Origin of the sequence: Devosia sp. FKR38 (assembly GCF_005222805.1) — a bacterium.
GTDB lineage: Bacteria > Pseudomonadota > Alphaproteobacteria > Rhizobiales > Devosiaceae > Devosia.
The window spans coordinates 1,948,225-1,960,317 of the sequence record NZ_STGC01000005.1; the positions used below are offsets into that span (position 1 = coordinate 1,948,225).

General features: G+C 65.9%; 11 protein-coding genes and 1 other annotated feature. Of the genes, 8 read left to right on the plus strand and 3 right to left on the minus strand.

The genetic code is table 11. The features are described from left to right. Positions 1-741 carry a FadR/GntR family transcriptional regulator gene (locus E8M79_RS14395; RefSeq protein WP_137152557.1) on the plus strand — a complete coding sequence of 247 codons (741 nt, stop codon included), beginning with the start codon at positions 1-3 and terminating at the stop codon, positions 739-741. Between the two features lie 2 nt (positions 742-743). Here the strand turns inward: E8M79_RS14395 and E8M79_RS14400 are convergent, their stop codons facing one another. Continuing rightward, entirely contained in the window at positions 744-2,228 is a 1,485-nt protein-coding gene (locus E8M79_RS14400) for a SulP family inorganic anion transporter (RefSeq protein ID WP_137152558.1), read from the minus strand. Between the two features lie 69 nt (positions 2,229-2,297). Further along, positions 2,298-2,353, minus strand: a sequence feature (sul1 is cis-regulatory element that is thought to sense ions involved in sulfur or methionine metabolism; They are found in Alphaproteobacteria). A 427-nt stretch (positions 2,354-2,780) separates the two neighbouring features. Between E8M79_RS14400 and E8M79_RS14405 the strand changes: the two genes are divergently transcribed. The 4 genes from E8M79_RS14405 to E8M79_RS14420 all read left to right on the plus strand — a co-directional run bounded on the left by E8M79_RS14405 (position 2,781) and on the right by E8M79_RS14420 (position 6,690). After that, positions 2,781-3,812 (plus strand): glycine betaine ABC transporter substrate-binding protein, encoded by a 1,032-nt coding sequence (locus E8M79_RS14405; protein WP_137152559.1) that lies wholly within the window; start codon positions 2,781-2,783, stop codon positions 3,810-3,812. 136 nt (positions 3,813-3,948) lie between these two features. Continuing rightward, the gene (locus E8M79_RS14410) at positions 3,949-4,818 is read left to right on the plus strand and encodes a proline/glycine betaine ABC transporter permease (RefSeq protein WP_137152560.1); all 870 of its coding nucleotides are present in this window, start codon (positions 3,949-3,951) and stop codon (positions 4,816-4,818) included. 80 nt (positions 4,819-4,898) lie between these two features. Beyond that, positions 4,899-5,927 (plus strand): betaine/proline/choline family ABC transporter ATP-binding protein, encoded by a 1,029-nt coding sequence (locus E8M79_RS14415; RefSeq protein WP_248305067.1) that lies wholly within the window; start codon positions 4,899-4,901, stop codon positions 5,925-5,927. A gap of 82 nt (positions 5,928-6,009) precedes the next feature. Continuing rightward, the gene (locus E8M79_RS14420; protein ID WP_137152562.1) at positions 6,010-6,690 is read left to right on the plus strand and encodes a class I SAM-dependent methyltransferase; all 681 of its coding nucleotides are present in this window, start codon (positions 6,010-6,012) and stop codon (positions 6,688-6,690) included. Between the two features lies 1 nt (position 6,691). On the opposite strand, the gene E8M79_RS14425 is transcribed toward E8M79_RS14420, so the two are convergent. Beyond that, entirely contained in the window at positions 6,692-7,108 is a 417-nt protein-coding gene (locus tag E8M79_RS14425; RefSeq protein ID WP_137152563.1) for a helix-turn-helix domain-containing protein, read from the minus strand. 70 nt (positions 7,109-7,178) lie between these two features. On the opposite strand from E8M79_RS14425, the gene E8M79_RS14430 reads away from it, so the two are divergent. Further along, the gene (locus E8M79_RS14430) at positions 7,179-9,389 is read left to right on the plus strand and encodes a heavy metal translocating P-type ATPase (RefSeq protein WP_137152564.1); all 2,211 of its coding nucleotides are present in this window, start codon (positions 7,179-7,181) and stop codon (positions 9,387-9,389) included. Here E8M79_RS14430 and E8M79_RS14435 read toward each other — a convergent pair. Continuing rightward, positions 9,386-9,730, minus strand: coding sequence for a GNAT family N-acetyltransferase (locus tag E8M79_RS14435; protein ID WP_248305068.1), 345 nt, complete (start codon positions 9,728-9,730; stop codon positions 9,386-9,388). The two genes, E8M79_RS14430 and E8M79_RS14435, sit on opposite strands and share 4 nt — an antisense overlap. A gap of 165 nt (positions 9,731-9,895) precedes the next feature. On the opposite strand from E8M79_RS14435, the gene E8M79_RS14440 reads away from it, so the two are divergent. Both E8M79_RS14440 and E8M79_RS14445 read left to right on the plus strand, forming a co-directional pair. Beyond that, on the plus strand, positions 9,896-10,576 hold the full coding sequence (locus E8M79_RS14440) for a Spy/CpxP family protein refolding chaperone (RefSeq protein ID WP_171015868.1): 681 nt from the start codon (positions 9,896-9,898) through the stop codon (positions 10,574-10,576). 177 nt (positions 10,577-10,753) lie between these two features. After that, complete coding sequence (locus E8M79_RS14445) at positions 10,754-12,001, plus strand: aminotransferase class V-fold PLP-dependent enzyme (protein ID WP_137152566.1); 1,248 nt, start codon at positions 10,754-10,756, stop codon at positions 11,999-12,001. Positions 12,002-12,093: the final 92 nt, after the last annotated feature.

The window sequence follows — 12,093 nt, forward strand, 5'->3', positions numbered from 1 at the left end:
ATGATCGAAGCTGGCAGCCTTATTCGCTCCCTGTCCGGGCGGCCCGCTGCACGAAACTTCCACACATTCGTCATCAACGAGATCGGCCATGGCATTGTCACCGGCCGGTTTCCGGTTGGCTCGATCCTGGCCAGCGATGCCGTGATGATGGAAACCTATGGCGTCTCCCGCACCGTGCTGCGCGAGGCGCTCAAGACGTTGGAGGCCAAGGGCATGGTCGAGGCGCGCCCCAAGGTGGGCACCCGCGTCTCCCCCACCAGCCGCTGGAGCTTTTTTGACCCCCAGGTGCTGTCCTGGCATTTCTATGCCAAGCCCGATCCGCGCTTTTACGAAAGCCTGTTCGACACCCGCCGGGCGCTCGAAACCCGAGCCGTGCGGCTCGCCAGCGAACGCCGCACCGCCGAAAACGTGCGCCTGATGAAATACTGGCTGCACCAGATGGAACTGGCCGAGGGCAATCTGGAGGCCCATGGCCTGTCGGGCCTGGAAATCCACCGCGCCATTGCCGAAAGCTCGGGCAGCGCCCTGCTCCGCTCGGTCACAGGCATTGTCGAGCTGACCCTGGCCCTGGCGCTCAAATCCCTCACCGATGACGCCGTCACCTCGGCCTATCTCGGCGCCGGTTTTGAAGCCCACACCGCCCTGGTCCATGCCATCGAGGCCGGCGGCTGCGACCAGGCAGAAGCCGCCGTCATCAACCTCATCGAGCTCGACAACACCCGCGCCGCCACGCTCTTGTGAGCCTAGTGCCCCAGCATGCGCTCCATGGCGCCGGGCTGATCATGCACCGACAGCTCGTCCATGATCGTGGCGCTCGCCTCGTTCATGCCCACCAGTTCCACCACCATGCCCGCCCGCCGGAATTTGAGCACCGCCATATCCACCGCATTGACCCCGGTCAGGTCCCAGATATGGGCCTTGCTGACATCGATGCGCACGCGCGCGAGCTTTTCCTTGAAGTCCATGGCCTTGAGGAAATCCTCGGCTGAGGCAAAGAACAGCTGTCCCTCCACCACATAGTCGCGCTCGCGCCCGTCATCGGTCAGCACCGAGGTAACGCGGAAAATCTGCGCCACTTTCCAGGCAAAGAAGATCCCCGACAGCAGCACGCCCACCCCGACACCCAGCGCCAGATTATGCGTGCCCACCACCGTGATCACGGTCGCCAGCATCACCAGGCTCGAGCGGCGCGGATGCTTGCGCAGATCATTGAGCGAGCTCCAGCTGAACGTGCCGATCGACACCATGATCATGATGGCCACCAGCGCCGGCATCGGGATCAGGCCGACAATGTCGCCCAGCACCACCAGCAGGAACAGCAGGAACGCCCCGGCCGTGAAGGTCGACAGCCGCCCGCGCCCGCCCGAGCGCACATTGATCACCGATTGCCCGATCATGGCGCAACCCGCCATGCCACCGAAAAAGCCGGTAATGAAATTGGCAATGCCCTGCCCGATCGATTCCCGGTTCTTGTCGCTGCCCGTGTCGGTCATCTGGTCCACGATCGAGGCCGTCAGCAGGCTCTCCAGCAGCCCCACCGCCGCCACCCCGATCGAATAGGGCAGGATGATCCACAGCGTTTCCAGCGTGAACGGCACATTGGGGATCAGCAGGCTGGGCAGCGTTGTCGGCAATTCGCCCAGATCACCCACCGCCCGCACATCCACCTGCAGCACAATGGTGATGATGCTCAGCACAATGATGCACACCAGCGGCGAGGGGATCACCCGTGTCACGCGCGGAAACAGATAGATGATCGCCAGCCCGCCCGCGATCATCACATAGGTCTGCCAGGACACGCCGATCAGTTCGGGCAATTGCGCCATGAAGATCAGGATGGCCAGCGCATTGACAAAGCCCGTCATCACCGAGCGCGACACAAAGCGCATGATGTAGCCCACCCGCGCATAGCCCGCGGCGACCTGGATCACGCCGGCCAGAATGGTCGCCGCCAGCAGATAGTCCAGCCCGTGCTCGCGCACGAGCGACCCCATCAGCACCGCCGTGGCCGCCGTCGCGGCCGAGATCATCGCCGGTCGCCCCCCGGTCACCGAAATGATCATGGCGATCAGGAACGAGGCATAGAGCCCCACCTTGGGGTCCACGCCGGCAATGATGGAAAAGCCGATGGCTTCCGGGATCAGCGCCAGGGCGACCACGATGCCGGCCAATATATCGCCGCGCACATTGCTCAGCCAGTCACGGCGAAAAGTCTCGATAAAGGTCATGGAGAATATCCAGGCGTAACGGTGCTGCAATGCCCGTGGGCACGCGGTCGACCATGATTGCGTTCACTGGAGTGTCCGGCGGATTGGCGGCCGGAAGAGCCACCCGGATTTGCACCGGGTCCGATTTGACTGCCCGCTTTCTGCACGGCCCGGCGCGTCCATGCAAGGGTTTTGCCCGCTTTGCAGCCTTAAGCGCCCCCTTGCCCGGCCCGGGCCCGTTGCGCTCGGACGCCACTCGGGCAGTGCGCCAAGTCTAGCCAAGGCGCCCCGGCGCACTGCGTTCAGCGCCGCAAACCAGCGGAAATCAGGCGATTGCATGACATAGCTATGGCGCGGCAATTTATTTTTTCTTGGCTTCAGATACACGGGCGCGCGCCATCAACAAAAGCGGAGCCATTTCGACACAAAAGCCAGTCCACCAACACGGCCAACCGAAACAAGATTGAGCGTCGTTTCTTGATTACTACATGATTAGCCCAAGTAATCTGAAATTTGACACAGCTCTATTGCGCCGCTAGCCTAAAGAACATCCGAAACACGGAGACTATCCTCATGATGCTGAAAACCGGTGGCTTTGCCGCCGCGATGTCTGTTGCCTTCATGGTGACCACTGCCGCCCCCGCCCTTGCCCAGGATACCGCTGATGCGGCCAGCTGCGGTACCGACCGCACTATTGAAATTGCCGAGATGACCTGGCCCTCCGCGGCCGCCTTGGCCCAGATCCATGCCCGCATCCTCGACGCCGGCTTCGGCTGCAGTGTCGAGATCGTCACGGGCGATACCGTCCCCACCACCAGTTCCATGGTGACGCGCGGCTCTCCGGCCGTTGCGCCCGAACTGTGGACCAGCACCGTGCAGGAACAGTGGGACGACGCCCTCGCCGACGGCACCGTCCTCGCCCTGGGCGATGCCATCAGCGATGGCACCATCGAAGGCTGGTTCATTCCCCGCTACACGCAGGAAGCCCATCCCGAGATCCTCTCGGCGGAAACCGCCATTGCCAATCCGCAGGTCTTCCCCGATCCCGAGGACTCGAGCAAAGGCCGCCTCTATTCCTGCCCGCCGGGCTGGGGTTGCGAGCTCTCCACCAGCGCCCTGTTCAAGGCCTATAACATGAGCGGCGCCTGGAACCTGTTCTCCCCCGGCTCGGGCGGCGCTCTGGATGCCTCCATTGCCCGCGCCTTCACCCGTGAAGAGCCCATCCTGTTCTACTACTGGGGTCCCACGGCCATCCTGGGCAAATATGACGCTGTCGCGCTCGACATGGGCGAAAGCAAGCCCGCGGTCTATGCCTGCAACACCAATCCCGATTGCACGGACGAGCCTGGCGTCACCGCCTATCCGTCCTCGCCAGCCATCGTTGGCGCGGCAGCCTGGATCAAGGAAGAAGCCCCGGCTGTGGCGGACTACTTCGCCAAGGTTGGCCTCACCAATGCCGAGATCAGCGAACTGCTGGTCTATGGCGACGAAAATCAGGCCGATGCCGAAGCCACGGCCGTCAACTTCCTCAAGACCAAGGAAGATGTCTGGACTGGCTGGGTCTCCCCCGAGATCGCCGACAAGGTCCGCGCCAGCCTGAGCTGAATGGCCAGATCCGCCAACAAGCCGATACGGCCGGGTTCACCCCTGGCCGTTTTCCGCGTGATGCCCGAACGCGCCAGCCCGTTGCGGCACGCCTTTCGGCATCCCGCGCCAGCCCTCCGCACAAAGGAGAACTGCCGTGTTCCCTGACATTATCGATACCCGTCCGCTGCGCCGCGCCGTCGACGATGGCCTCAACTGGGTTGTCCGCCACTGGGGTGGCGCCTTCGAGGCCGCCGCCCATCCCCTGCTCATGCTGCTCAAATCCATCGAGAACCTGCTGATCGCCACCCCCTGGTGGTTCATCACCGCCATTCTCGTGGGCATCGCCTGGCTGGCCACCCGCAGCTGGAAGCTCCCAGCCGTGGTCTTTGTCGCGCTCATCTTCCTGGGCGTCATGGACCTCTGGGACGACGCCATGACCACCATGGCCCTGATGATCGCCGCCACTCTCACCGCCATCGTCCTCTCCATCCCCGTCGGGGTCTGGATGAGCCGCTCGCTCAACGTGCGCAAGGCCATCACCCCCATTCTCGATCTGATGCAGACCCTGCCCAGCTTCGTCTATCTCATCCCCACGGTGATGATCTTCGGCCCCGGCAAGATCCCGGCGCTGATCGCCACCATTGTCTATGCCTCCCCGCCGCTGGTCCGCCTCACCGACCTCGGCCTGCGCTCGGTCGATCCCGCCGTCATGGAGGCCAGCCGCGCCTTCGGCACCAATCCGCGCCAGCGCCTGCTGGGCGTGCAGATCCCGCTCGCCCTGCCCACCATCCTGGCCGGCGTCAACCAGACCACCATGATGGCGCTTTCCATGGTCGTCATCGCCTCGATGATCGGCGCCGGCGGCCTGGGCTATCAGGTGCTGCAGGGCATCGGGCGCCTCGAAGTCAGCCGCGGCCTCTTTGCCGGCTTGGGCATCGTTGCCCTCGCCATCATCTTTGACCGCGTCACCCAGTCATTCGGCAAACAATTGCAGGCCCGCATCGGCCTGGCGGAGGCACGCTAATGTCTGAAGTTCAAACCCGTCCGGCGCCCGTCGCCAACCGTCCCGCCACGCCGGTTCCTGCCCCCGAGCTCGCCATCGCCATGCGCGGCGTCACCAAGATCTTTGGCGACGATCCGCAAACCACCCTGGCGCTGCTGCAGTCGGGCAAGTCCAAGTCTGAAGTGCAAGCCGAAACCAATCACGTCGTCGGTCTCAATAATGTCTCGCTCGATATCGCCAAGGGCCAGATCTTCGTGGTCATGGGCCTGTCGGGCTCGGGCAAATCCACCCTGATCCGCCACGTCAACCGCCTGATCGAGCCCACCGCCGGCGAGATCATCGTCAACGGCAGCGACGTGCTCAAGATGAGCCTGGACGAGCTGCGCACCTATCGCCGCACCCAGGTGGCCATGGTGTTCCAGAAGTTCGGCCTGCTGCCGCACCGCTCGGTGATCGACAATGTCGCCTATGGCCTGGAGGTCCGCGGCGTCGACACCAAGACCCGGCTGCGGGAAGCCGCCAAGTGGATCGAGATCGTTGGCCTCTCCGGCTATGAGCAGAGCCAGCCGCGCCAGCTCTCGGGCGGCCAGCAGCAGCGCGTCGGCCTCGCCCGCGCCCTGGCCATGGATACCGACATCATCCTGATGGACGAGGCCTTCTCCGCCCTCGATCCCCTGATCCGTTCCGGCATGCAGGACCAGCTCATCGAGCTGCAGAAATCGCTGGGCAAGACCATCCTGTTCATCACCCACGATTTCGACGAGGCCCTCAAGATCGGCGACCGTATCGCCGTGCTCAAGGATGGCGCCCTGCAGCAGGAGGGCAAGCCCGAGGATATCGTGCTGCGTCCGGCCAATGAGCATATCGAGGAATTCGTGCGCGAGGTGAACAAGGCCCGCGCCATCCATGTCCGCTCCATCATGGACCGGGGCGAGTTCGATCCCTGCGCGGCCAGCGTCTCCAAGGATTCGCGCTGCGAAGACGTGCTGCCCATGTTCGCCGAGCATCAATGGGTCGGCGTGCTCGATGCCGATGGCCGACAGATCGGCCGCGTCACCCTCAAGCAGGTCATCAAGGCCCTGGCCCGCTACACGCCCCAGCCAGCCGAGACCCCGCCCACCCTGGGCTGATCTCCTGGAGGGCAGGCCCGCCGGCCTGCCCCGCCTGGCGTGTCGCTTGACAACACCCCATAATTGTAACATCAAACGTTACATGAAACACCCCACCCCGCCGCACACTGCCTTTTCCGGCGCCCATGCGCAGAACTATGCCGAGGGTCCGCCCCGCAAGGTGCCCGGTCTCGCCGGCCTCCATCGCATGACCTCCATGCTCTTGGCCGAACGCGCGCCGCAGGATGCGCGCATTCTCGTCCTCGGCGCCGGTGGCGGGCTGGAGCTCAATGCCCTCGCCAGCGACCATGCCGGCTGGACCTTTGATGGCGTCGATCCCTCGGCCGACATGCTGCGCACCGCCGAGATCATCGCCGCGCCCCATCTGGGCCGCATCACCTTGCATGAGGGCTATATCGACGCTGCCCCCGAAGGCCCGTTCGACGGCGCCGTCTGCCTGCTCACCCTGCACTTCGTGCCGCGCGAGGAACGCATCGCCACGCTGCAGCAGCTGCGCCGCCGCCTCGCCCCCGGCGCGCCCTTCGTCGTCGCCCATATCAGCTTTGCCCAGACCGAGCCCGAGCGCTCGCAATGGATCGGCCGCCATCTCACCTTCGGCGATGGCCCCGCCGCCAATACCGAAAGCGCCCGTCACGCCATCGCCACCCGGCTCTCCGTCCTCTCGCCCGAAGACGACGAAGCCATGCTGTCCCAGGCTGGCTTTTCCGGCGTCAGCCTCTTCTACGCCGGCCTCAGCTTCCGCGGCTGGGTGTGTTATACGTGACCTAATGCTCCGCCAGGCACTGGCTGTGGTCGGCCAGCGCCTCGATGATGCGGCAATCGCACACCCGGCCATGCCCGCATTCCTCGATCATCCGCGATAGCTCGCGCTTGAGCGCCGTCAGGCTGGCAATCCGCCGCTCGATCTCGGCCAGATGGTTGTTGGCAATGCTGTCGACCTGGTGACAGGACGACTGCGGCTGCGCCGCCATGGCCAGCAATTCGCGGATGTCCTCGATCTCAAAGCCCAGGTCGCGCGCATGGCGGATGAAGTTGAGCCGTTCCACTTCCGTGCTGCCATAGAGCCGCCGATTGCCCTCGCTGCGCGGCGCGGCCGGCAACAATCCAATCTGCTCGTAATAGCGGATCGTCGGCACTTTCACCGCCGTCTGCCGCGCCAGTTCGCCGATCGGAAAAGCCATGTCGATACCTCTTGCTCCTCTAGTCACTAGAGAAGTTAGCATGGCACCACTGAATCGGAAAGGACGCCATATGACCCAGCAGACCCAGACGCGCTATCGCATCGGCGGCATGGACTGTGCGGCCTGTGCCGGCAAGATCGAAACCGCTGTCCGCCGCATCCCCGGCGTCAGCGGTGCCAGTGCCAGCGCCACCGCCGGCACGCTGCGCGTCGACCATATCGACGTCCCCCTGGGCACCATCGAACAGGCCCTGCGCCCCCTCGGCTACACCGTCGCCCCCGCCGACGCCGCCCCAGTCGCACATCACGACCATGATCACGATCATGATCCCGATCATGACCATGATCACGACCACGCCGGCCATGACCACGGCGACCACAATCACGCCCCCGCCGACAATCACTTCGATCTCGGCACCGGCCCCTGGTGGCAGACCGCCAAGGCCCGCCTCGCCCTCGCCTGCGGCCTGGCCCTGCTCGCCGCCTATAGCCTGGGCCTCGTCGCCCCCGTGCTTGGCCATTGGGCCTTCCTGGGTGCGCTGCTGGTTGGCCTGATCCCCATTGCCCGCCGCGCCCTTGCCGGCGCCTTCGCCGGCACGCCCTTTTCCATCGAAACCCTGATGACCATCGCGGCCGTCGGCGCCGTCATCATCGGCGCCACCGAGGAGGCGGCCACCGTCGTCCTGCTCTTCCTCGTGGGCGAACTGCTCGAAGGCGTCGCCGCCAGCCGCGCCCGCGCCTCCATCCAGGGCCTCTCGGCCCTCGTCCCCAAGACCGCCCTGCTGGTCACCGGCGACACCACGCGCGAAGTGCCTGCCACCAGCCTCACCATCGGCGCCATAGTCATGGTCCGCCCCGGCGACCGCATCCCCGCCGATGGCCAGATCGTCACCGGCAGCAGCGCCATCGATGAATCCCCGGTCACCGGCGAGAGCCTGCCCGTCACCCGTCAGCCCGGCGATGCGGTCTTTGCCGGCACCATCAACACCAGCGCCGTGCTCACCCTGCGCGTCACTGCCGCTGCCGCCGACAACACCATTGCCCGCATCGTCCGCCTCGTCGAGGAAGCCCAGGAAAGCAAGGCCCCCACCGCCCGCTTCATCGACCGCTTCTCGGCCTGGTACACGCCCGGCGTACTGGTCGTCGGCGCCCTCGTCGCCATTCTGCCGCCGTTGCTGCTGGGTCAGGCCTGGAGCGAATGGGTCTATAAGGGTCTCGCCATCCTGCTCATCGGTTGCCCCTGCGCTTTGGTCATCTCCACCCCGGCCGCCATTGCCGCCGCGCTCTCCGCCGGCGCCCGCCGCGGCCTGCTGCTCAAGGGCGGCGCCGTGCTTGAACGCCTGCGCGACATCACCACCGTCGCCCTCGACAAGACCGGCACGCTCACTCTCGGCAAGCCCCTGGTCACCGACATCCTCGCCACCACCGGCGCCGAGGCCGACGTCCTGCGCCTCGCCGCCGCGCTCGAAACCGGCTCCAGCCATCCCCTGGCCCTCGCCATTCTCAGCCGCGCCAAGGCCGATGGCGTCACCATTCCCGCCGCCACCGACGCGGCAGCCATCCCCGGCAAGGGCGTCGCCGGTCAGGTCGCGGGCCAGTCCATCCTGCTGCTCTCCCCCGCCGCCGCGGCCGAACGCATCGCGCTGCCGCCCGATTTTGCCGCGCGCCTCGACGGCTTTGCCGCCGCCGGCAAATCGGTCTCGGTGCTCCTGGCCGACGATCAGCTCATCGGCGCCCTCGCCCTGCGCGACGAACCCCGGCCCGATGCCAGGGCGGGCCTTGATGCCCTGCGCGCCCTGGGCCTCAAGACCATCATGCTCACCGGCGACAATGCCCGCACTGCCCAAGCCATCGGCGCCGATCTCGGCCTTGAGGTGCGCGCCGGCCTCCTTCCCGCCGACAAGCAGGCCATCGTCCGCGAACTGCAGTCTCAGGGCCAGATCGTCGCCAAGGTCGGCGACGGCATCAATGACGCCCCGGCCCTGGCCGCTGCCGATATCGGCATTGCCATGGGTGGCGGCACCGATGTGGCGCTCGAAACCGCCGATGCGGCGATCCTGCATGGTCGCCTCGCCGACATCGCCGGCATGATCGGCCTGTCGCAGGCGGCCATGGCCAACATCTGGCAGAACATCGCCGTGGCGCTCGGGCTCAAGGCCGTCTTCCTCGTCACCACCATTCTGGGCATCACTGGCCTCTGGCCGGCCATTCTCGCCGATACCGGCGCCACGGTCCTGGTCACGCTCAATGCCATGCGCCTCCTGGGCTGGCGTCCACGCTAACCCAGCCGCATCAGCCCGGCGGCGGTGTGCCCGAACCCGGCCCGGCGATAGAGCCCCTCGAGCCGCGGCTCGAAATCGACATGCAGCCAGACCGTGCCGCGCGTCCGCGCGGTCTCGGCCGCCTGCGCCAGCAGCGCCAGCGCGATTCCCTGCCGCTGGTAATCCGGATCGACACAGGTATCGAGAATGAACGCGTGAATGCCGCCATCCCAGGCGACATTGACAAAGCCCACCAGAAGCGGCCCGTCAAAAGCGCCGATATGCGTCAGGCTGCGCTGCAGGATCGGCTGGAACGACGCCGCCCCGTCATCGCCCCACGCCCCCTGCCACAGCCGGCGCAATGCGGCATCGGGCGGAAACGGGTCGATCACGATTCTGATGTCCGGACTGCTCACCTTACCAACGTGACAAACTCTTCATGCGCTCGCAAGGTCGTGAAGAGGTTGGCCCCGCTAGTGTCCTGTTCATGCCGGACGTTCCGGTTCCCATGCAAAGGATACGACCCCATGAAGACGTTGAAGACGACCGCCATTGCGGCGCTGATGACAGCAGCTGTCGGCCTCTCCGCCATTCTCCCCGCCACTGCCCAGGAGGCTGCCGCCACCCCGGCGCCGCAGCAGCAGATGGCTGATGCCAATGGCCCGCGCGGCAATGGCCCCGGCCAGCACAATCAGGGCCCCCGCCAGGGTGGCGGCGCCGGCTTCCTCAATTTCGAGCGCGGCACCGAGGGTGTTGAGATCGCCCTGGTCCGCCTCAGCCACGCCATCGAGATGACCGCCGAGCAGCAGGCGCTGTTCGATACGCTCAAGACCGATGCGCTGGCCGCGGCCGACACCTTCTCCAAGGCTGTCGAAGGCCTGCGCCCGGCCAAGCCCGCCGATGGCACGACGGCTGAGCGCCCGTCCATCACCGAGCGCCTCGACGCCCGCATTGCCATCGAAACTGCCCAGCTCGACGCACTCAAGTCCGTCCAGCCCGCGGCCAAAGCCTTCTTTGATAGCCTCACCGATGAGCAGAAGGCTGAGCTGATGCCGGCCCGTCCTGATCGTGGCAACATGCAGGGCAAGATGGGCCAGGGCAACCAGCATGGTGGCCAGAACGGTGGCCAGGGCATGCGCCAGGGCCACGGCCCCATGGGCGCCCCTGCCGGCGCTCCGACGGACGCGCCTGCGCCCACCAACGGTTAACCTGATCGGCCGCGTCGCCACTCTTCGGCGGCGGCGCGACCGACCTCAGCGGTATCGGTGCCTTTGTAACGTGAGCGATACCGCGCAAACCCCGGCTCTCAACAGCCGGGGTTTGCTTTTGTGTGGCCTTGCTCTACCAATCGGCGACCTTTTCTCTCGACACCCCCAAGGCCTGCCATGACCGCCCTGCCTCTCGATCCGGCCCGCATCCGCGCGCATTTCCCTGCCTTTTCCGAGCCGACGCTGCAGGGCCAGGCCTTTTTCGAGAATGCCGGCGGCGCCTATACCGCCCGCCCGGTGATCGACAAGCTCGACCACTACTATCGCGCCACCAAGGTGCAGCCCTATGGCGTCTATCCCGCCTCCCAGGCCGCCGGCGACGCCATGAACCTGAGCTTTGATCGCATGGCCCAGGCGCTCAATGTCTCGTCGGACTGGATCCATTTCGGCCCCTCGGCTTCCGCCAACACCTATGTGCTGGCCCAGGCCTTCGGCGGCTGGCTCAAGCCCGGCGACGCCATCATCGTCACCAATCAGGATCACGAGGCCAATTCCGGCAATTGGCGCCGCCTCGCCCGCCTGGGCATCGAGGTGCGTGAATGGGGCGTTGATCCCCAGACTGGGCGCCTCGCCCTCGCTGGCCTCGACAATCTGCTCGATGCCAAGGTGCGCCTCGTGGCGGCGCCGCATTGCTCCAATATTGCCGGCGAGATCAACGATGTCGCCGCCATCTCTGCCCGCGCCCATGCCGTGGGCGCCGTCACCGCCATCGATGGCGTCAGCTATGCCCCCCATGGCCTGCCCGACCTCGCCGCCCTGGGCGCCGACATCTATTTCTTCTCCGCCTACAAGGTCTATGGCCCGCATCAGGGCGTGCTGGCCATTCGCCCCGAGCTGGCGCTGTCCCTGCCCAACCAGGGCCATTACTTCAATGACACCAAGCCGCGCTACCGCCTGACGCCGGCCGGTCCCGACCATGCCCAGATCGCCGCATCCTCCGGCGTTGTCGACTACCTCGAAATCGTCGCCGATCTCGCCCCCGCCTCGATCACCGGCGCCAATCCCTTCCGCCGCGCCCATGCCGCCATGCGCGCGCAGGAAATTGCGCTGATCACCCCGCTGCTCGACTATCTCCGTGCCAAAAACAGCGTCCGCCTCATCGGCCCCGATGATCCCAACCTGCGCGCCCCCACCGTCTCCGTAGCCCTCTCCGAACCTGGCGCCGTTGTCGCCGCGCGCCTTGCCCGCCACGGCATCATGGCCAGCGGCGGCAATTTCTACGCCCAGCGCCTGCTCGAAGCCGTCGGCATCGACCCCAACCACGGCGTCCTCCGCCTCTCCTTCGTGCACTACACCACGCCCGAAGAGATCACCCAGCTCATCGCGGCGCTGGATGCTGAGCTTGAGAGCGGCCCGCAGGGATAAATCGCTCCGGTGGAGCGATTAAGCGAGCAAGGCCATGAGGGCTGTGCCCGAATGGCCGGCTAGGTGGGGCTGAGAGAGCCCCGATTTTAGCC